Below are 20,265 nucleotides of genomic sequence, written 5' to 3'. Positions count from 1 at the left end.
CGGAGGTCATATGAAGCGTTTTGCTCTGGCATTGGTCACGCTGGTTGTTTGCGCAGGGGCGCAGGCAGCCAGCGACGAAGTAGAAATGAATCTCGTCACCTCACAGGGTGTGGGTCAGTCCATCGGAACGGTGAAAATCACTGAAACCGACAAAGGGCTGGAATTCGCACCCGATCTCAAAGCACTCCCGCCTGGCGAACATGGTTTCCACGTCCATGCCAAAGGAAGCTGTCAGCCAGCCATGAAAGAGGGTAAACCGTCGGCAGCGGAAGCAGCCGGGGGGCATCTCGATCCGCAGAACTCAGGCAAACATGAAGGGCCAGACGGTATGGGACACCTCGGCGATCTCCCGGTGCTGGTGGTGAACAATGACGGTAAAGCCACGGATCCGGTCGTGGCCCCGCGGCTGAAAAAGCTGGACGAGGTCAAAGGGAAGGCTCTGATGATTCATGTGGGCGGCGATAACATGTCCGATCAGCCTAAACCGCTTGGCGGTGGCGGGGCACGTTATGCCTGCGGGGTGATCTGATCCCCAATCGTTCCCGGCGGAGGTGCCTGTTCCAGCTGCGAGAGCGAGCAGTGCAGGCGCCAGATTATCGAGGCTAAATCACGGGCAGCGGGCAGATGATGGCGCGCAAGGGTATCGCAGATCCGCTGTAGTTCAGCCAGCGTAGCCTCCAGAGGCCGCTGCTGAACGCCGCGCTCGCTCATTACATCGCGCAGCAGGGAGAGGCAAACGTCACGTACCTGCGACAGCGGATCGGAGCGCGTTTCCCACGCGCGAAGCTGCCAGACCACGTGCGAGCAGTTCAACAGCACCACGCCCCAGCGCAGCAGCCAGCGGCGGGAGAGCGCGTCCTGGCTGTTATTTAGCTGGCTGACATGATGATAAACCAGCGACTCGTACTCGCTTTCACGCAGATGCGGTTTGCGGCTGAGCTGGTCGACAAAGCCCCGGCGTAATTCCCGGATATGCCGACGGCTCTTGCGTGCGTCTGAGCCGGGGCGCAACACCGCAAAAGCCAGCCACGCCAGCCCGACGCCAAGGATCTTCGCCAGATTGTCATTCAGAAAATCGGCGTAGTCATACACCGGCGGATTCGTCACGGAGATAAACGAGCCCATAAAGACAATCAGCTGTCCCCAGAGCCCAGCAAGCTTCGGCATTTGCAGCTTGAGTAGCTGCATGGTGGTTAACAGCGGAAAAAGAAACAGCAGGAACTGCCACAGATCGCTTATCTGCACCATCAGACCAAACTTCACCACAAAACTAAACAGTGACAGCAAAACAAGCGTGCGTAGCAGCAGCGTAAGCGAGTTAAACGGCGAGGCTGCGACGGAGTAAAGCACGCAGCTGATGGCGGCAAGCGTCAGGGCGGCCGTACCGGATTCCCACTGCGTGGTGATGCTCCACGCCCCCACCAGCATCAGTGCGCAGAAGGTGCGAAAACCGCTCCACAGCGCTTCCAGATAATCGGTGTGACGTGCGAGAGCGGGGCTGCCGGGAACGTTAAACTCCGTGACCGGGGTGGCATTCTCAACCGCGTTAATCCAGCGGCTGCTACGCAGATATAACCGGCAAAAATAATTCAGCCGCTGCCAGAAGGCGCGATGGCGATAATCATATTCATCCACGGGAGCGAGCGGGGCGATGATCCTCGCGACGGTGTAGATGTCAGCATCCGGGCGCGCGAGCGCCGCGAGCAGGGTCTCGATCACGGCACGGGTATTTTCGGGGGGCGTCGGCCAGTTGAGCAGCATCCGACGCAGGCTGGAAATGGCGCTGGTCATGCGCAGCTGCTGGTGCAGCAAATAGTTAAGCAGGGTGTTCTGACGGCGAAAACGGTAATGGCTCCAGAACGCCTGAATACGCAACAGATTCATGGTCAGGATCTGTCCGATAACCTTTTCATGGGCGAGGCGAATATTATCACTGGTATCGGGTTGCCACAGCAGGCTGGCATGTTCCAGCAGGCGGGTATGCATGGTTTTCAGTGCGGTAATAAGCGCAGTGCCGTCGGACGTGCTGGGCAGGATCATCATCATGAAGCCGCCGCTGAGGATCCCGACAATCACTTCACAGACGCGGGCCTGAGCGATGTCCCACAGCTCGGTGGTGTCGAGCACGTTCACTACCGGGAAGGCAATAATGGCGGCGGTATAGCCCGCCAGCTGGAAAGCATAGGCGACGTTATTGGTAAAATGGGCACAGGCCCAGGTACAGCATCCCAGCCATGCCGCCATGCTCAGCAGGAACAGCCACGGATCGTTCAGGGTATGACCCGCGATAATCAACGCCGCGGTGGCACCCAGCAGGCTACCTGCAATACGGCCCAGGCTTTTGCTGATCACCCCGCCAACGGTGGGGAAACTCACGACAGCCGCAGAGGTCATCGCCCAGTAGGGTTCATCCAGGTTCAGGTAGTAGGCAACGCTTAGCGCTAGACACATGCCTATGCCATTACGCAGCGCGTAGCGCCACTGGGGACGCGTGGCCTTCATCCACGGCGTATTTTGCCAGGAGAGCGCCGACAGCTTCATTAATCGTTTCCGATGGAGACGGTGCAGGTGGTGCCCGATACCAGCGTAATGTCCTTGGGTAGGCGGTCAAACTCCACGCGTACCGGAACGCGCTGAGCAAGACGTACCCACGGCACGTTCGGCTTAATGTCCGGCGCCAGGCCGGAATCCGTTTCGACACTTTGATCGTAAATGGCGCGGCCAATGCTGGATACGTGACCCTGTAACTTTTGCGAGCCGCTGTAAAGCGTAATCGCGGCGGGCGATCCCTCGCGAATATGCCGAAGTTTTGTCTCTTCGAAATAGCCCACCACGTAGAAGGAGTGGCTGTCGACGAGAGCAAAAACCGGCTGACCGGTAGTGGCGTAGTTACCCACGCGGGCGGAAAGGTTCGTCACCCACCCATCGACAGGCGCAGTAATCACGGTTTGTGTGAGCTCCCACTGCGCCTGCTTCAGTGTCGCCTCCGCTACGTTGACGCTCGCCTGCATCGCCTTAACGTTGATATTAGCGGTGTCTAAATCCTCCGCTGAGATGTAGTTTTGCGACAGGTGGCGGCGGCGGTTTGCTTCGTTATTGGCCTTTGCTAAATCAGACTGGGCTTTTGCCAGCTGAGCCTGGGCATTCAGAATCGCAATATGATACGGGGTGTCGTCGATACGGAATAAAACCTCTCCCTTTTTCACGTACTGGTTATCTTTAACCAGTAATGTCGTGATACTGCCCGATACCTGCGGGGTGATGCTGACCTGCTCAGCGCGAACTTTGCCATCACGCGTCCAGGGGGACTGCATATAAAAATTCCACAACCACCAGCCCGCAACCAGCGCGAGGGCAAGCACAAAGAGAGTGGAAAAGTACTTCAGCGTTTTCAGGGACATATTCACCACGCAGTCAAAACAGCAAGGCCCAGGCATACGCAGAGGGCAAACAGGGAGAGATCCATCAACATGGGATGCCAGATTTCGCCGGAGTACATCCAGTCGCGAAGCAAACGATGCGCAATGAGCCAGAGAACAAAGCCCACCAGCACGGCTTTAAACAGGGGAGGAAAGTAGACTGACGCACCGAAAATCAGGTCCTGAAGGGGTAAACCTTCTGAGCGATGAAAAAAGATCACAGGCAGAAATCCTTTGCAGTGAACAGATTGCCGCGACGGCTTGTCTGAGTATGAGGAAGCATCACAATTCAGTGTAAGTCATACTTTTGAGTTCGATGAATGCAGTATTGCATTTGTTTTGCCAATACAAATGCTGCACACTATTCTAAAATCAGTATAATAACTTAGCAAGCTAATTATAAGGAGATGAAATTGGAATCGCCACTAGGTTCTGATCTGGCAAGGTTGGTACGCGTCTGGCGTGCTCTGATTGACCATCGCCTGAAACCTCTGGAGTTGACACAGACGCATTGGGTCACGCTGCACAACATTCATCAGCTGCCGCCTGACCAGTCACAAATTCAACTGGCAAAAGCGATAGGTATTGAACAGCCTTCGCTGGTGCGTACGCTTGACCAGCTCGAGGAAAAGGGGCTGATCTCCCGGCAGACCTGCGCCAGCGATCGTCGCGCCAAGCGCATTAAGCTCACTGAGAAAGCGGCGCCTATCATCACTGAAATGGAAGCGGTGATCACCAAAACGCGCGGTGAAATCCTGTCAGGCGTTTCACCGGCGGAGCTTGAAATGCTCATCAGCCTCATTGCGCGCCTTGAGCAAAACATTCACGAGCTACAGTCTCGCGACTGACCAGACAACAAGGCCTTGCATCTGCAAGGCCTTGTTTTTACTTAAAGACAACGACGCGGTTACGGCCTGTCTCTTTTGCTTCGTACATCGCCTTATCGGCACTCTCCACGCACTCTTCTGCGCTTACCGACGAAGAGGTTGCCGTAAACACCCCCATGCTGATGGTAATCGGCTCTGGTAACTGACCCTCGCTGCTCATTTTATCAAAACCGCTTAGCTTCAGCCGAATGCGCTCCGCCACCTGATATGCGTCTTCTGCGGAGGTGTTTGCCAGCATCAGGACAAACTCTTCGCCACCGATTCGCGCCGCGATGTCCTGCGGACGTACGGAATCCATCAGCAGATTGGCGACAAACTGCAGGACTTTATCCCCTTGCAGGTGACCGTAGTTGTCGTTGATACGCTTGAAACGATCGAGATCGCTGACGATAATCGAAACCGGGCGGCTGGGTTTGGCGATGTCCAGCGCCTGGTTTAACGACTCATAAAAATAGCTGCGGTTATAAAGGCGCGTGAGCGGATCGCGAATCGAATTTTGATACGACTGCTGATACTTCAAATGGGAGTCACGATACAACCTGAAGACATCATAGAGCAGCACAAAAATAATAATCAGCGTCGCGACGGTTTCAAATAATCGGGCGCGGTACCAGGATATATCTTCTGGATGCCCGCCAACTAACAGCATTGAGAGCGTGACGACATAGCAGACGCACAGAAAATTACCGCCTACCCAGAACAGATTACGCACGCGCGTAATAAACATCAGCGTGGCTAATGTCACGACCCAGAGAACGATTAATGAAATATTAATGCACTGGCTCCAGAGAACCATAAACTGACGCGTTTCATTATCAACCAGATCAAGGGATAAAAACGAAGAATGGCTGGAATACATCCAGGCCAGAATCATCACACATGCGGTAAAAAGAAATGAGCCGCTAACGATGATGATATGCGCCAACCGTGAAAGGGGCTGATTGCGTGTGGGATAAAGTAATGCCGAAACGATCATCAGGACCGCCATTAAGAGGTGGCGGAACATGTAGTAGATCATCGCATCGTTGTAGTTCACAACGTTGAACTGATAGAGATCCAGCCACGCCGGAAAGCTGGTCAACGTTCCGACCATCAGCAATGCCGAACCGGCAAAGGCAAAAGAGATCGCAACCAGATAGAGCCGCCGCTTATCACACCAGTATTTCATTGCCATAAAACAGGCAATAAACAGGTGGAACACGAGTAAAAAAATGGTGAGCGTGGGGAACAAAAGAGGCGAGAAGGACGGAACCCATTCAACCAGTTTTGAAAATAGAGCTTGTAATATTCCGATGACGACAAGGCAGCCGAAACAGAACGAGAGATAACGAACTTTTATACAACGACTATTCGCAAGCATATAAATTTTTACAAAATAAAAATAATTGTGGGGAGGTAATTGCGAAGAGTCTAACCAATTAATGCAATAAATACTTTGCGCGGAAACAATATACGGTGAGGTTAATTATTGGTGTGGTGAATATAATTTGTAAATATATTCGTGCAAGTGATATATATTGTAAATGGATGTGGCCATCTGACCACATCCATTTTTTAATTAACGCGGAGAAACGGTAACCTGGCTGCCGTTGCTCGCCAGCACGACGCGCTGGCCGGCAGAGAAGCGGGTGTTGCCCTGTTTCTGAACAACCATAATGGTGCTGCCGTCGTCTTTACGAATTTCCAGCTCTACGCCCTGGGTTTTGTTCATTGCACCCTGAACGCCCTGACCCGCGACACCACCTGCTACGGCGCCCGCTGCGGTCGCCAGAGAACGGCCCGTGCCGCCGCCAACGGTATTGCCCAGGAAACCACCCAGAACGGCACCGCCGATTGCGCCCATCACGTTGTTATCATCGCCACCCTGAATTTGTACAGGACGGGCGTTAACAACGGTACCGTAAGTCACGCTCTGAACCTGTTTCGCTTCAGAAGCGCTGTAAACGTCGCCAGAGAGCGAACTGTCGTTAACACAGCCAGCCAGGGTTAAACCAATCAGCGAAACGCCCAGTACACGTAAAATCATTTGAATCTCCTGTTCACCAAAAACGCCCAATCGGGGGCATCCGTTATGGCTAAATTATATGGCATAAGGGGCCATAGTTCATATCTTTGTACTAACAATAAGAAAATTGTACTTGAATTTAGCTTAACGAGACATAAACAGGGTCCGCCCGGTTTACCCGCATCACATTGTTAAAAAATATTATCGTCGGATAGCAAAGCAGCGCTGTTTATGGTTGAGTGGATAACCTTAGCCCACGCAACGTAAGGAAAGCGCATGAAATCGGGTCGCTACATTGGTGTGATGTCAGGCACCAGTCTGGATGGGGTTGATGTGGTTCTGGCCGCCATTGATGAAAACATGGTGGCGCAGCAGGCGAGCCTGACCTGGCCAATCCCCCTTTCGCTGAAAGAGGATATTCTGAGTATCTGTCAGGGGCAGCAGCTGACGCTCTCCCAGCTTGGCCAACTCGATGTTCGCCTGGGGGCGCTGTTTGCGGATGCGGTGCAGGCTTTAATGCAAAAAGAACATCTTCGCCCGCAGGATGTGGTCGCCATCGGGTGTCACGGACAAACGGTCTGGCATGAGCCGACGGGCGATGCGCCGCATACGATGCAAATCGGCGATAACAACCAGATTGTGGCGAAGACTGGCGTAACGGTCGTCGGGGATTTTCGCCGCCGCGATATGGCGCTTGGCGGCCAGGGCGCACCGCTGGTGCCTGCCTTCCATCAGGCGCTGCTGGCACACCCTTCAGAACGCCGCATGGTGCTCAATATTGGGGGCATTGCAAACCTCTCGATGCTTATTCCGGGCCAGCCCGTTCGCGGCTACGATACCGGCCCGGGGAATATGTTAATGGATGCCTGGATTTGGCGGCAGTGCGGTCAACCGTATGACAAAAACGCCGGGTGGGCGAGCGAAGGGAAGGTGATCCTCCCGCTGCTGCAGTCCATGTTAAGCGATCCTTATTTTGCCTTACCGGCACCGAAAAGTACGGGGCGGGAATATTTCAACTTTGGCTGGCTCGAGCGCCAGATGGCGCTGTTCCCGGCACTCGCTCCGCAGGACGTCCAGGCGACGCTTGCAGAATTAACGGCCGTGTCGATTTCCGAGCAAGTGCTGCTCAGCGGCGGATGCGAACGCCTGCTGGTGTGCGGTGGGGGAAGCCGCAATCCGCTGGTGATGGCGCGTCTTGCCGGGCTGCTGCCGGGCACCGAGGTGACCACGACGGATGAGGCCGGCATCAGCGGTGACGATATGGAAGCGCTGGCTTTCGCCTGGCTTGCCTGGCGCACCATAGCCGGACTGCCGGGCAATTTGCCGTCGGTGACCGGCGCGCGCGAGGCCAGCGTCCTCGGGGCGATTTTCCCGGCAAATCCGCGTCATAATCAGAGTTAACTGAATTCCAGCACAGCGTGTCGTCGTTAGAATGGAACGAAACAGGAGGGCAGTCACGCCCTCCAGGACCAGGAAAGTCTTCGGAATACGCCCATGAAAAAACTTCTTCTTATTGCCGTGCCTTTATTGCTGTCAGGATGCAGCGTCTACAATCAGTTCCTTGAGCGCATGCAGACCGATACGCTGGAGTACCGCTGCGATGAAAAACCGCTGACCGTGAAGCTGAATAACCCGCGTCAGGAAGCCAGCTTTGTTTACGACAATAAACTGTTGACCCTTAAGCAGGGTATCTCGGCCTCCGGGGCACGTTATTCGGACGGCATTTATGTCTTCTGGTCGAAAGGCGACAGCGCCACGGTCTACAAACGCGACCGCATTGTGCTGAACAATTGCCAGCTTGAAAATCCGAAGCGTTGAGATTTTTACAGGGGCGGCGCACAATAGCGCCACCCAATCTCAAGGTCAGCTAACGCCATGTCAGATAACGACGAACTGCAGCAAGTTGCGCACCTGCGCCGTGAATACACTAAAGGCGGCCTGCGTCGCCAGGATCTTCCCGCTGAACCCCTCGAGCTCTTTGAACACTGGCTGAAACAGGCCTGTGAAGCTAAAATCGTCGATCCCACCGCAATGGTAGTCGCGACGGTAGATGAAAATGGTCAACCCTATCAGCGCATCGTCTTGCTCAAACATTATGACGATAAAGGGCTGGTGTTCTACACCAACCTTGGCAGCCGCAAAGCGCACCATTTAGAAAACAATCCACGCATCAGCCTGCTGTTCCCGTGGCATATGCTGGATCGCCAGGTGATGGTCACCGGCAAAGCGGAGCGTCTCTCTACCCTTGAAGTGGTGAAGTATTTTCACAGCCGCCCGCGTGACAGCCAGATTGGCGCCTGGGTGTCAAAACAGTCCAGCCGGATCTCTGCTCGCGGCGTGCTGGAAAGCAAATTCCTCGAACTGAAACAGAAGTTCCAGCAGGGTGAAATTCCTCTGCCAGGCTTCTGGGGCGGTTTCCGCATTCCGATTGAGCAGATGGAATTCTGGCAGGGCGGTGAGCATCGCCTGCACGACCGCTTTTTATACCAGCGCGACAACGGTGGCTGGAAAATCGACAGACTGGCCCCGTAATCCCCAAAATTTGTTGATTTAAGCGCTAGCGCACACCGCGCTGGCGCTTTATTCTATGGTCCTTTCGCATCAGGCGAAAAGTCGTGTACCGGCAAAGGTGCAGTCGTTTATACATGGAGAATTTGATGGCAAGCAGTAACTTGATTAAACAATTGCAAGAGCGGGGCCTCGTGGCCCAGGTGACGGACGAGGAAGCGTTAGCAGAGCGACTGGCGCAAGGCCCGATCGCGCTCTATTGCGGCTTCGATCCCACCGCTGACAGCTTGCATTTGGGGCATCTTGTTCCATTGTTATGCCTGAAACGCTTCCAGATGGCGGGCCATAAGCCTGTTGCCCTGGTGGGCGGTGCGACCGGTCTGATTGGTGACCCAAGCTTTAAAGCCGCTGAGCGTAAACTGAATACCGAAGACACCGTGCAGGAGTGGGTGGATAAAATCCGCAAGCAGGTTGCACCGTTCCTCGACTTCAACTGTGGCGATAACGCTGCCATTGCTGCCAACAACTACGACTGGTTTGGCAGCATGAACGTGCTGACCTTCCTGCGTGATATCGGCAAGCACTTCTCTGTTAACCAGATGATTAACAAAGAAGCCGTTAAGCAGCGTCTGAACCGTGACGACCAGGGTATCTCCTTTACCGAGTTCTCCTACAACCTGCTGCAGGGCTATGACTTTGCCTGCCTGAACAAGCTGCACGGCGTTTCTCTGCAGATCGGCGGTTCTGACCAGTGGGGGAACATCACCTCCGGTATCGACCTGACCCGTCGCCTGCATCAGAACCAGGTCTTTGGCCTGACCGTTCCGCTGATCACCAAAGCAGACGGCACTAAATTCGGTAAAACCGAAGGCGGCGCTGTGTGGCTCGATCCGAAGAAAACCAGCCCGTACAAATTCTACCAGTTCTGGATCAACACGGCGGATGCCGATGTTTACCGCTTCCTGAAGTTCTTCACCTTCATGGACATTGCAGAGATCAATGCGCTGGAAGAAGAAGACAAGAACAGCGGTAAAGCACCGCGTGCCCAGTACGTGCTGGCGGATGAAGTGACCAAACTGGTTCACGGTGAAGAAGGTCTGGCTGCGGCGAAACGCATCACGGCGAGCCTGTTCAACGGTACGCTGAGCGATCTGAGCGAAGCGGACTTCGAACAGCTGGCGCAGGACGGCGTACCGATGGTTGAGATGGAAAAAGGCGCAGACCTGATGCAGGCGCTGGTGGACGCTGAGCTGCAACCGTCTCGCGGCCAGGCGCGTAAAACGATTGCCTCTAACGCTATCACCATCAACGGTGAAAAGCAGGCTGACCCGGAATACACCTTCGTAGACGGCGATCGTCTGTATGGCCGCTACACGCTGCTGCGTCGCGGTAAGAAAAACTACTGTCTGGTCTGCTGGAAGTAAGTAAAAGTCTCGAGGGGCGTGGGAAACCACGCCCTTTTTGTTTTTTCAGGGTTTGGTAAGAAAAAGATGAAGAACATCCTCGCCATTCAGTCCCACGTTGTGTTTGGACATGCTGGCAATAGCGCAGCGGAATTCCCGATGCGCCGCCTCGGTGCTAACGTCTGGCCCCTCAATACCGTGCAGTTCTCTAACCACACGCAATACGGCAAATGGACCGGCTGCGTGATGCCGCCTTCGCACCTCACAGAGGTTGTGCAGGGCATTGCGGATATCGACCAGCTCAAACGCTGTGACGCTGTGCTGAGCGGCTATCTCGGCTCAGCGGAGCAGGGGGAGCATATCCTCGGGATCGTGCGCCAGGTGAAAGCGGTAAACCCGGCAGCGAAATACTTCTGTGACCCCGTCATGGGCCACCCGGAGAAAGGGTGCATCGTTGCGCCTGGGGTAGCGGAGTTCCACGTTCGCCATGCGCTACCGGCCAGCGACATCATCGCGCCTAACCTCATTGAGCTGGAAATCCTCTGTGAGCATCCGGTTAATAGCGTAGAAGAGGCGGTAAGTGCCTCTCGCGAGCTAATAGCCCAGGGGCCAGAGATTGTGCTGGTAAAACATCTCGCCCGCGCAGGATTGAGCAGAGACCGTTTTGAGATGCTGCTGGTGACGAAGGATGAAGCCTGGCATATCAGCCGGCCGCTGGTGGATTTCGGCACGCGTCAACCGGTGGGCGTGGGTGATGTGACCAGCGGACTGTTGCTGGTGAAATTGCTGCAGGGTGCTACGGTGAGAGACGCGCTGGAGCATGTAACTGCTGCGGTGTACGAAATCATGATTGCAACGAAGGAAATGCAGGAATATGAACTGCAGGTGGTTGCGGCACAGGATCGTATTGCGAAGCCGGAGCATTATTTCAGCGCCACACGATTATAATCGTCCAGAGTTCTTAGGCCGGGTAAGCGTCAGCGCCACCCGGCAACACAGACGGCTCGCTTAATTCAACCCTTCCGCTTTCAGCGCCGCAGCCACCGCAGGACGCTCCGCCACGCGTGACATATACGATGCGATATGGTCTAACCCTTCCAGGTTCAGCTTAACCGCACGCGCCCAGCGCAGTACGGTAAACAGATACGCATCGGCAATCGTGAAACGCGAACCGCAAATCCACTGATCGTCTTTCAGCGATTCGTTAACATACTGCAGCTTTTTCTCCAGCAGGGCGCGCACGGTCGGTTTGTACTCATCCGGCGTATCCGGACGGAAAAGGGGAGTAAAGCCTTTGTGCAGCTCGGTGGCGATATAGTTCAACCACTCCAGCGCCTTATAGCGTGCAATGCTGCCGGTAGGGGCAAGGAGCTGACGATCCGGTACGTTGTCCGCCAGGAACTGCATAATCGCCACGCCTTCGGTCAGCAGAGTACCGTCATCCAGCAGAAGCGCCGGAACTTGTCCCTTCGGGTTAATGGCAAGGTAATCATCGCCATTTTCCAGGCGTTTTTTCATCAGATCAACGCCATCCAGCGTGAAATCTTTGCCGCTCTCGCGCAGGGTAATATGGGAAGCAAGAGAGCACGCGCCCGGTTTGTAGAACAGTTTCATCGGTAACTCCTTTTTGCTGAGGTTTCAGCTATGTTAGTGCGCGAAGGAACAAAAAAAAAGCCGCTAATCTCTTAGCGGCTTCTCTTCAGTCGTTTCTCACGGATTTTACGCGGTAGCGGTTTTGTTCGCTTCCGCCGTCTTGTCGTCGTCCTGAGTCATTCGATTCAGTTTCGGTGCGGTCAGCAGCATCAGCGCCGCGATAACCGCCGTAGCGATACCAATCTGCATGAACACGGTACCGTAGACGTTCAGGGAGACCAGTGGATCGGTCACGTTTTCCGGAACAGCCATCAGGTTCGCAATCTTACCAGCGATGATCGCCGCACCGGCAGTGGTCAGGAACCAGCTACCCATAATGAAGCCCATCAGACGCTGCGGAACCAGCTGCGCAACCATCGCCAGACCCAGACCGGAGATCATCAGTTCGCCAATAGACTGCAGCGCATAGCTCAGGATCAGCCAGTTAACGGACACGATACCGGCGTCAGTCGCGAATTTGGTACCCAGCGGCAGCACAAGGAACGCACCGGAGCACAGCACCATACCGATTGCGAACTTGTGCGGCATTGGCAGACGGTCGCCCATCTTGTTATAGATAGCAGCCAGAATCGGACTACCAATCATGATCCAGAACGGGTTCAGCGCCTGATACTGCTCCGGCTCGAACGCGATGCCCAGGATAGAGTGCTCAACGTTACGAATAGCGAAGAAGTTCAGAGAGGTCGGCATCTGGCTGTACAGCACGAAGAAGATAATCGCTTCCAGCATCAGAATGAACGCCACAATCATCTTACGACGGGCTGCACCCTGCATAGCGAACGCTTCTTTCGCGAAGATGACCACGATACCCAGCGCAACCACGCCCAGAACGGCACGCGCGATACCCTGGTTGTGCAGCAGCCAGGTAGCGATCGCCGCCAGGACGACAACGCCCACGATGGTCGCCAGCAGTTTACCCATGTGTACAGGCTCGAAGTCAGGTTTTGAACCGTAGTCTTTCACCCAGCTGCGGCAGAACAGGAAGTTCACTACCGTGATCAGCATACCCACGAAGCTCAGCGCAAACGCCACGCTCCAGCCGAACTTGGCGGCCAGCCATGGGGTTGCCAGCATGGAGAAGAAGGAGCCAATGTTGATGGACATGTAGTACATGGTAAATGCACCGTCCAGACGTGGGTCATCTTTGCTGTAGCAGGTAGAGAGCAGGGAGGACGGGTTCGCTTTGAACAGACCGTTACCGACGGCAATCGTCGCCATACCCATATACACGACAGCGGCATCATGCCCTGACCATGCAACCAGACCATAGCCAATCGCCAGAACAATGGCGCCCAGCATAATGACACGTTTCGTTCCGAGAACTTTATCACCCAGCCAGCCGCCGATAGCAACCAGACCGTAGACGAGGGCACTGAAGGAAGAGAACAGCGTGATGGAATCGGCTTCGGACATACCCAGCTGTTTAACCAGGTAAACCGCCATGATCCCTTGCAGGCCGTAGTAACCAAAACGCTCCCATAACTCGATAGAGAAGATGAGATAGAACGCTTTTGGTTGTTTAAAAGCGTTAAGACTCACGCTTTCATCTGTTGGTTTATTGTTTGCAGTCGACACATATACCTCTTTTTTTACATCCCATATTAACGGGGGTGTTCATAGCGTGATGGCCGTAGTCCATACGCCTTATAGTTATATTGGGAGGAGAAACGGCGGGTAATGTTCACTATCCTGCCCCGTCTGGCAATACGTTTGTAATAATCTGTTACATATATCTGGTGCGGTATAATCGTCGGCTCGGGCAAATGTTATTCAGCGTTAAATTTTATACGATGCGTAAAGGTAGTTTTTTCGACTGGTAACTACCCATCCCGAACGGCTTGTGGCGATATGTTCTGCTATTTGCCGCTTTGAGCAGTGATATAGCCCATATTCTGAAAAATAGCTGGTCTTATCTTCGGCAATGGAGAGGAAGTATCTTGGCAGACAAAGGGTTTAGGCCGATTTTGACAACAAAAAAACAACATGAAGTTATCAGGGTGATCGCGGTCACAGATATATAGAAATTTTTGGCTATGAAAAAAGTATTAACCTGTTTGAGCGTTAAACAGCCGAACAAGTGGCAAGCCGGGAGAAGCGAAGGACGAACAAATAACGGCCAAAAGAAGAACGAACGGTAGCCCTTCTTTTGGCACGGGAATGTGACGATCAGGGATAGACTTTTTCTTTGTATTCGCAGAGATCTTCAATAATGCATGAGCCACAGCGAGGCTTGCGGGCAATGCAGGTATAACGCCCGTGCAGAATCAGCCAGTGATGGCAGTCAACCTTGAATTCGGCGGGAACCACTTTCAGCAGCTTCTCTTCGACCTGCTCGACATTTTTACCCGGTGCGAAGTTGGTCCGGTTAGAGACGCGGAAAATATGCGTATCCACGGCGATGGTCGGCCAGCCAAACGCGGTATTGAGCACGACGTTAGCCGTTTTACGCCCCACGCCCGGCAAGGCTTCCAGCGCGGCGCGATCTTCCGGCACTTCGCCTCCGTGCTGTTCCAGCAGGATCCGGCAGGTCTTAATCACGTTCTCCGCTTTGCTGTTAAACAGGCCGATGGTTTTTATATAGGATTTTACGCCCTCCACGCCCAGTTCCAGCATCGCCTTTGGCGTATTGGCGACCGGATAGAGCAGGGCGGTGGCTTTATTGACGCTCACATCGGTCGCCTGCGCAGAGAGCAGCACGGCGATCAGCAGCTCAAACGGGGAGGTAAAATTCAGCTCCGTCGTCGGGTGCGGGTTCTCGTCCCGCAGACGGGTCAGGATCGCAATGCGCTTTTCTTTATTCATGAAGCCTTCTCAGGTGTCCCTTCCGGAACGCTGCGCTCAGCCGCGCGGCGCTTACGTTTCTCATCAATCAGGTATTTTACCGCCAGCATCATGCCCAGGCCAATAAATGCACCAGGCGGCAGCATCGCCAGCAGGAATGGCGTATCGGTGTGAAACACTTCTATACGCAGCACTTTGGCCCAGCCGCCCAGCAGCGCATCAGCGCCATCGAAAAGCGTCCCGTTGCCCAGAATTTCACGCAGGGATCCGAGGACGAACATGGCGGCAGTCGCGCCCATACCGATGGAAAAACCATCCAGCGCCGACATGGCCGGGCTGTTTTTTACCGCGAACGCCTCAGCGCGGCCAACGACGATACAGTTGGTGACGATAAGCGGAATAAAGATGCCAAGCGACTGATACAACCCGAACGCGTAAGCGTTAATCAGCATTTGCACCACGCTTACCACCGACGCGATGATCATCACGTAAATCGGAATACGGATTTCCGACGGCGTCCAGCGGCGCAAAACGGAAATAGAGAAGTTGGTCAGGGTCAGCACCAGCGTGGTCGCCAGGCCCAGCCCGAGCGCGTTGGTAGCGGTAGATGTCACCGCCAGCAGTGGACAGAGCCCCAGCAGCTGTACCAGCGCGGAGTTGTTCTTCCACAGCCCCTGGACAATAACCTCTTTAACCTGGCTCATGATTACTCCTCACAGGCCGGAAGATTGTTGATTTGCGCGGGCAGCGTTTCAGCATACAGCCCGGCTCGTTTTACGGCGTTCACCACGGCGCGCGGCGTGATGGTTGCGCCGGTGAACTGGTCGAACTCGCCGCCATCTTTCTTCACTGCAAACGCGGTGTCATCTTCGCCGTGGATAACTTTACCGGCAAAGTGCAAAATCCAGTCGCTCAGCCGGGTTTCAATTTTATCGCCAAGACCCGGCGTCTCATGGTGTTCCGTCACGCGTGTGCCCAGTATCGTGCCGGTGAAATCGCTGCCGACAAGCAGTTGAATAGCGCCGGAATAGCCGTCGGGCGCCGTCGCTTCCATCACTGCGCCTACTTGTTTATCCCCTTTGCGGGCGATAAAGATACGGTGCGTGCCTTTCCCAAGCTGAGGCGCGTCTACCACAAAGCAGCTTTTTTGCAGGTCATTATCGTAGAAATCGGACGGGATCACCTGGTCGAACAGCGCCTTTTGCTGCTTTGAGGCCTGTTCCTCAATGGTCGTTTTGGTCAACGCATTGACCAGGGCCGTCAGCCCCGTCAGGACTGCGGCGAAGACAGCCAGCGTGACGCCGTGTTTTTGCATCGTTTTTAACATGGCGAAACCCTTAGCGATGGCCGTACACGCGCGGGCGCGTGTAGTAGTCGATGAGCGGAACGGTAATGTTGGCGAGCAGGACGGCAAATGCCACGCCGTCCGGATAGCCACCGAAGCTGCGAATGAGCCATACCAGCAACCCCGCCAGCGCGCCGAAGATCAGGCGGCCGCGGTTGGTGGTGGACGCCGTCACCGGATCCGTCAGGATAAAGAATGCGCCTAACATGGTCGCGCCGGAGAGCAAGTGCATCTGTGGGCTGGCCAGTGATTCAGGAGAGAAGATCCAGCCCAGCGAGGCGCAGACCGCCAGCGTCACGAGGAAGCTGACCGGAATATGCCAGCGAATGGCCTTCTGCTGCAGCAGGAACAGGCCGCCCAGCAGGTACGCCAGGTTGACCCACTGCCAGCCTGCACCCGCCAGCATGCCGCTGTAGATCGCGGATTTCATGATCTGCTCAACGCTGTGCCCGGCGTGCAGGGACGTTTTAAAGGTATCGAGCGGCGTCGCCTGGCTGATACCGTCCACGCCCATGCGCAGGGCGTTCATATCCGCGCCGAGCGCCGTATGGCCGGTAAAGATAACGTGCAGGGCATCCATAAAGCCCGGAACCGTGGCTGCAATCTCGTGGGGTGGCAGCCAGCTGGTCATCTGCACCGGGAAGGAGATCAGCAGCACCACGTAGCCGATCATGGCCGGGTTAAACGGATTATGACCCAGCCCGCCATACAGTTGTTTAGCAATAATTACGGCAAAAACGGTGCCAAGAAGCACCATCCACCACGGGGCAAACGGCGGGATACTGATGGCCAGCAACAGGCCGGTCAGCAGCGCGGAGTTATCAGCCAGGATGCGGGAAACCGCCATCTTGCGCAGCTTCAGCACGAGGGCTTCCGCCGCGACGGCGCTGGCGCAACCCAGGACAATCTGGAACAGGGTTCCCCAGCCGAAAAACCAGCACTGAACGGCAATACCCGGCAGTGCGGCCAGGCAGACCAGCATCATAATGCGCGAGGTCTGGCGCTGGTTATGGGTGTAAGGGGAACTTGCGATTCTGAAAACCATTTAATCCTCGTTTACGGCTTGCTGTGCGGCTTTCTTCGCCTGAACGCGCGCAATCGCGGCTGCGACGGCGGCCTTGCGCGGGTCATCGTTTGCGGCCTGCGGTTGCTCTTCCTGCTGTGCTGCTTTGCGCGCTTTGGCGCGGGCAATCGCCGCTTCGACGGCGGCTTTGCGTGGGTCAACCGGTGCTTCAGGTTCTGCGGCTGGCGCTTGCTGAGCTGCTTTGCGCGCTTTGGCGCGGGCAATCGCCGCTTCAACGGCGGCTTTACGCGGGTCAACCGTTTCCTGTTCAACCACCACTGGCTGCTCCCCGGCCTTGCGGGCTTTGGCACGGGCAATGGCCGCTTCGACGGCAGCTTTGCGTGGATCGATTCCAGCTTCCGGCTGCGCCGCTGGCGCTTTTTCCGCCTGACGGGCGCGAGCCGCAGCCTTACGCGCTTCGCGGGCGGCAATCGCTTCGCTGTTATCCGGTTTATCACCGGCCTGGATCACCACCGTCTGGGCGGCATTCGCTTTCTTCTCACGAACGCGCGCCAGTGCGGCGTTAATCGCATCCTGATCTTTTTCGCCAGGCTGAACCGCAGCCTGTTTATGGCGTTCCTGACGGGCGATTTTTTCGCGTTCCAGTCGCGCCTGACGTGCTTCAAAGCGCGCTTTGGCTTCTGCTGCACGTTTTTCTTCCATGGAGATGGCATAAATCTCGGCCTTCTCCTGGCGGAAATACTGCACCAGCGGAATATTGCTTGGGCAAACCCAGGCGCAGGCGCCGCATTCAATGCAGTCGGCCAGATTATGGGCTTTGGCTTTGTCGTGCAGCTGGCCTTTGCTGTACCAGTACAGTTGCTGCGGAAGCAGGTCCGCCGGGCAGGCATCGGCACAGGCGCTACAGCGAATGCAGCCTTTCTCTTCCTGTTCTTCCCCCATTTCGGTTGGGGAAGGGGCGAGCAGACAGTTGGTGATTTTCACCACCGGGACATCGAGCCACGGCAGGGTAAAGCCCATCAGCGGGCCGCCCATGATCACCATCTGATCGCTGGCCGGGCAAAACTCAGCCTGTTCCAGCAGATGGCGCACCGGTGTGCCGAGGCGCGCCCAGACGTTACCCGGACGAGAAACTGACCCACCGGTCAACGTGACCACGCGCTCGGTCAACGGCTCGCCGTCAATCACTGCACGTTTCACCGCGTAAGCGGTACCGACATTTTGCATCAGCACGCCGATATCCGACGAGCGTCCGCCGTGTGGCACTTGCTTTCCGGTGAGGATTTGCGTCAGCTGTTTTGCGCCGCCAGAGGGGTACTTGGTGGGAATAACGCGCAGGGCGATATCATGGCTACCGGCCAGCACGGCGCGCAGCATCGAGATAGCCTGCGGTTTATTGTCTTCGATACCAATCAGCACTTCTCGCGGCTGTAAGATGTGCGCGAGGATGCGAATGCCTTCCACCACCTGGGCGGCGCAATCCTGCATCAGACGATCGTCAGCGGTGATATACGGCTCGCACTCGGCGGCATTGATAATTAGCGTCTGAATCTTATCGCCACCACCGCTCAGCTTGGCGCCGGTCGGGAAGCCCGCGCCGCCCAGCCCGGCAACGCCGAACTGATGAATACGTTCGATAAGCGCGTCGCGGCTCTGGCTGCGGTAGTCGCTCCAGCCGTCACGGTCGATCCAGCGATCTTCGCCGTCGGCTTCAATAATCACGCTCAGTTCCGACAGCGCGGATGGATGCGCCACCGTATGAGGGGCAATCGCCACCACTTTTCCGGAGGTCGGGGCGTGCACCGGCAGCATACGTCCGCGTCCAAAGGTCAGCGGCTGGCCACGCAGCACCGTATCGCCTTCTTTCACGCACAGCTCGCCCTCAGCGCCAATATGCTGCTTGAGCGGCATGACGTAACGCGTCGCCAGCGGAATTTGACGCAGCGGCGTGCCGTTGGACTGGGTTTTCATCTCTGGCGGATGGATACCGCCGTCAAAGTCCCAAATCTTCTCTTTTCTGAAAGCAGAAAATAACTTAAGCATGTTGTTCCACAGGAATATTGCGAACCGGAATAGTTTGAAGATCCCACTTCCAGCTTTCGGTAGTCGTTTCAACCGGGCGCAGTTCAATACATTGCGTCGGGCAGGGGGCCACGCAGAGGTTGCAGCCGGTGCACAGATCCGCCACAACGGTGTGCATGGCGCGGGTCGCGCCGACAATGGCGTCAACCGGGCAGGCCTGAATACATTTGGTGCAGCCGATGCAGTTTGCCTCGTCGATCACCGCGAGGGCGCGAACCGGCTCCTGGACTTCCGCATCGCCATCAATGGGCTGCGGATCAACGTTAAGCAGGGCGGCAATTTTCAGCATCACCGCTTCGCCGCCGGGGGCGCAACGGTTAATTTTTTCACCCTGGATGCCTACCGCTTCAGCGTAAGGGCGGCAGCCCGGGTAGCCGCACTGTCCGCACTGACTTTGCGGCAAAAGCTCATCAATTTTTTCAACAACAGGATCGTCCTCTACCGCGAAACGGCGGGAGGCGTAACCCAGGATAAGGCCAAACGCCAACCCCAGGACGCTGATAGAGGCGATGGCAATCCAGATAGCATTCATTACAACTTCACCAGACCACTAAAGCCCATAAAGGCCAGAGACATTAAACCCGCGGTGACCAGCGCAATCGCATTACCGCGAAATGGCGCAGGGATATCCGCTGCCGCCAGGCGTTCGCGAATCGACGCGAACAGGACCATAACAAAGGAGAAACCGACGGCGGCGGAAAAACCGTACAGCGCCGACTGCATAAAGTTATGGCCAAGGTTGATGTTCAGCAGCGCCACGCCGAGTACCGCGCAGTTGGTGGTGATAAGCGGCAGGAAGATACCCAGCAGACGATAGAGCGCCGGGCTGGTTTTACGCACCACCATTTCCGTAAATTGCACCACAACCGCAATGACCAGAATAAATGCCAGCGTACGGAGATAGATTAACCCCAGCGGGATGAGGATCCAGGTATCAATCAACCACGCGCAGATGGACGCCATCGTCATGACGAAGGTCGTCGCCAGCCCCATGCCCATCGCCGTTTCCAGCTTTTTGGACACGCCCATAAACGGGCACAGGCCAAGGAACTTCACCAGAACGAAGTTGTTAACCAGCACAGTGCCGACAAAGAGCAGTAAGTAATCGGTCATTATTTAGCCTGAAATAAAAAAGCCGCCTATTATCGGACAAACCGG

21 protein-coding genes are annotated in these 20,265 nt (G+C 55.5%); 7 read left to right on the top strand and 14 right to left on the bottom strand.

Going from position 1 to position 20,265, the window contains the following annotated elements; translation table 11 throughout:
* The first annotated feature begins 10 nt into the window (after window positions 1-10).
* The gene (sodC, locus tag D5066_RS00495; RefSeq protein WP_119914732.1) at window positions 11-529 is read left to right on the top strand and encodes a superoxide dismutase [Cu-Zn] SodC; all 519 of its coding nucleotides are present in this window, start codon (window positions 11-13) and stop codon (window positions 527-529) included.
* Here the strand turns inward: sodC and D5066_RS00490 are convergent.
* Genes D5066_RS00490 through D5066_RS00480 form a run of 3 tightly spaced genes read right to left on the bottom strand, consistent with a single transcriptional unit; the run spans window position 508 to window position 3,640 of the window.
* A complete protein-coding gene (locus tag D5066_RS00490; RefSeq protein WP_119914731.1) occupies window positions 508-2,541 on the bottom strand; it encodes an FUSC family protein in 2,034 nt (677 codons plus the stop codon). The two genes, sodC and D5066_RS00490, sit on opposite strands and share 22 nt — an antisense overlap.
* Complete coding sequence (locus tag D5066_RS00485; protein ID WP_119914730.1) at window positions 2,541-3,401, bottom strand: efflux RND transporter periplasmic adaptor subunit; 861 nt, start codon at window positions 3,399-3,401, stop codon at window positions 2,541-2,543. The genes D5066_RS00490 and D5066_RS00485 overlap by 1 nt, the downstream gene beginning before the upstream one ends.
* A 2-nt stretch (window positions 3,402-3,403) precedes the next feature.
* Complete coding sequence (locus D5066_RS00480) at window positions 3,404-3,640, bottom strand: DUF1656 domain-containing protein (protein WP_080327317.1); 237 nt, start codon at window positions 3,638-3,640, stop codon at window positions 3,404-3,406.
* 186 nt (window positions 3,641-3,826) lie between these two features.
* Here D5066_RS00480 and slyA point away from each other — a divergent pair, with 186 nt between their 5' ends.
* A complete protein-coding gene (gene slyA / locus D5066_RS00475; RefSeq protein WP_021241135.1) occupies window positions 3,827-4,267 on the top strand; it encodes a transcriptional regulator SlyA in 441 nt (146 codons plus the stop codon).
* 37 nt (window positions 4,268-4,304) lie between these two features.
* On the opposite strand, the gene D5066_RS00470 is transcribed toward slyA, so the two are convergent.
* Complete coding sequence (locus D5066_RS00470; protein ID WP_119914729.1) at window positions 4,305-5,666, bottom strand: sensor domain-containing diguanylate cyclase; 1,362 nt, start codon at window positions 5,664-5,666, stop codon at window positions 4,305-4,307.
* 198 nt (window positions 5,667-5,864) lie between these two features.
* On the bottom strand, window positions 5,865-6,332 hold the full coding sequence (gene slyB / locus D5066_RS00465) for an outer membrane lipoprotein SlyB (RefSeq protein WP_080327315.1): 468 nt from the start codon (window positions 6,330-6,332) through the stop codon (window positions 5,865-5,867).
* Window positions 6,333-6,587: 255 nt separating this feature from the next.
* Between slyB and anmK the strand changes: the two genes are divergently transcribed.
* The 5 genes from anmK to pdxY all read left to right on the top strand — a co-directional run bounded on the left by anmK (window position 6,588) and on the right by pdxY (window position 11,170).
* Window positions 6,588-7,712 carry an anhydro-N-acetylmuramic acid kinase gene (anmK, locus tag D5066_RS00460; RefSeq protein ID WP_119914728.1) on the top strand — a complete coding sequence of 375 codons (1,125 nt, stop codon included), beginning with the start codon at window positions 6,588-6,590 and terminating at the stop codon, window positions 7,710-7,712.
* A 93-nt stretch (window positions 7,713-7,805) separates the two neighbouring features.
* On the top strand, window positions 7,806-8,129 hold the full coding sequence (gene mliC / locus D5066_RS00455) for a C-type lysozyme inhibitor (protein WP_119914727.1): 324 nt from the start codon (window positions 7,806-7,808) through the stop codon (window positions 8,127-8,129).
* Window positions 8,130-8,186: 57 nt separating this feature from the next.
* Window positions 8,187-8,843 carry a pyridoxamine 5'-phosphate oxidase gene (pdxH, locus tag D5066_RS00450; RefSeq protein ID WP_119914726.1) on the top strand — a complete coding sequence of 219 codons (657 nt, stop codon included), beginning with the start codon at window positions 8,187-8,189 and terminating at the stop codon, window positions 8,841-8,843.
* 125 nt (window positions 8,844-8,968) lie between these two features.
* The gene (tyrS, locus tag D5066_RS00445) at window positions 8,969-10,243 is read left to right on the top strand and encodes a tyrosine--tRNA ligase (RefSeq protein ID WP_119914725.1); all 1,275 of its coding nucleotides are present in this window, start codon (window positions 8,969-8,971) and stop codon (window positions 10,241-10,243) included.
* A 66-nt stretch (window positions 10,244-10,309) separates the two neighbouring features.
* The gene (gene pdxY, locus D5066_RS00440; protein WP_119914724.1) at window positions 10,310-11,170 is read left to right on the top strand and encodes a pyridoxal kinase PdxY; all 861 of its coding nucleotides are present in this window, start codon (window positions 10,310-10,312) and stop codon (window positions 11,168-11,170) included.
* A 60-nt stretch (window positions 11,171-11,230) separates the two neighbouring features.
* On the opposite strand, the gene gstA is transcribed toward pdxY, so the two are convergent.
* The 9 genes from gstA to rsxA form a co-directional block, all read right to left on the bottom strand.
* A complete protein-coding gene (gene gstA, locus D5066_RS00435; protein WP_119914723.1) occupies window positions 11,231-11,836 on the bottom strand; it encodes a glutathione transferase GstA in 606 nt (201 codons plus the stop codon).
* Window positions 11,837-11,941: 105 nt separating this feature from the next.
* A complete protein-coding gene (dtpA, locus tag D5066_RS00430) occupies window positions 11,942-13,450 on the bottom strand; it encodes a dipeptide/tripeptide permease DtpA (RefSeq protein WP_061098417.1) in 1,509 nt (502 codons plus the stop codon).
* 591 nt (window positions 13,451-14,041) lie between these two features.
* Window positions 14,042-14,677 (bottom strand): endonuclease III, encoded by a 636-nt coding sequence (gene nth / locus D5066_RS00425; protein ID WP_008500570.1) that lies wholly within the window; start codon window positions 14,675-14,677, stop codon window positions 14,042-14,044.
* Window positions 14,674-15,360 (bottom strand): electron transport complex subunit E, encoded by a 687-nt coding sequence (locus D5066_RS00420; protein ID WP_080327309.1) that lies wholly within the window; start codon window positions 15,358-15,360, stop codon window positions 14,674-14,676. The genes nth and D5066_RS00420 overlap by 4 nt, the downstream gene beginning before the upstream one ends.
* 2 nt (window positions 15,361-15,362) lie before the next feature.
* The gene (gene rsxG, locus D5066_RS00415) at window positions 15,363-15,983 is read right to left on the bottom strand and encodes an electron transport complex subunit RsxG (protein WP_119914722.1); all 621 of its coding nucleotides are present in this window, start codon (window positions 15,981-15,983) and stop codon (window positions 15,363-15,365) included.
* A 10-nt stretch (window positions 15,984-15,993) separates the two neighbouring features.
* Window positions 15,994-17,046 (bottom strand): electron transport complex subunit RsxD, encoded by a 1,053-nt coding sequence (gene rsxD / locus D5066_RS00410; protein WP_119914721.1) that lies wholly within the window; start codon window positions 17,044-17,046, stop codon window positions 15,994-15,996.
* Window positions 17,047-19,068, bottom strand: coding sequence for an electron transport complex subunit RsxC (gene rsxC / locus D5066_RS00405; RefSeq protein WP_119914720.1), 2,022 nt, complete (start codon window positions 19,066-19,068; stop codon window positions 17,047-17,049).
* A complete protein-coding gene (gene rsxB / locus D5066_RS00400; RefSeq protein ID WP_080327305.1) occupies window positions 19,061-19,639 on the bottom strand; it encodes an electron transport complex subunit RsxB in 579 nt (192 codons plus the stop codon). The genes rsxC and rsxB overlap by 8 nt, the downstream gene beginning before the upstream one ends.
* Window positions 19,639-20,220 (bottom strand): electron transport complex subunit RsxA, encoded by a 582-nt coding sequence (gene rsxA / locus D5066_RS00395; RefSeq protein WP_014883581.1) that lies wholly within the window; start codon window positions 20,218-20,220, stop codon window positions 19,639-19,641. Before rsxA ends, rsxB begins: the two co-directional genes overlap by 1 nt.
* Window positions 20,221-20,265 lie beyond the last annotated feature (45 nt).

It is taken from the genome of Enterobacter chuandaensis, assembly GCF_003594915.1.
In the GTDB taxonomy this organism is placed as follows: Bacteria; Pseudomonadota; Gammaproteobacteria; order Enterobacterales; family Enterobacteriaceae; genus Enterobacter; species Enterobacter chuandaensis.
The sequence above is the reverse complement of the archived record's forward strand: the minus strand, read 5'-3'. Positions and strand labels throughout refer to the sequence as shown.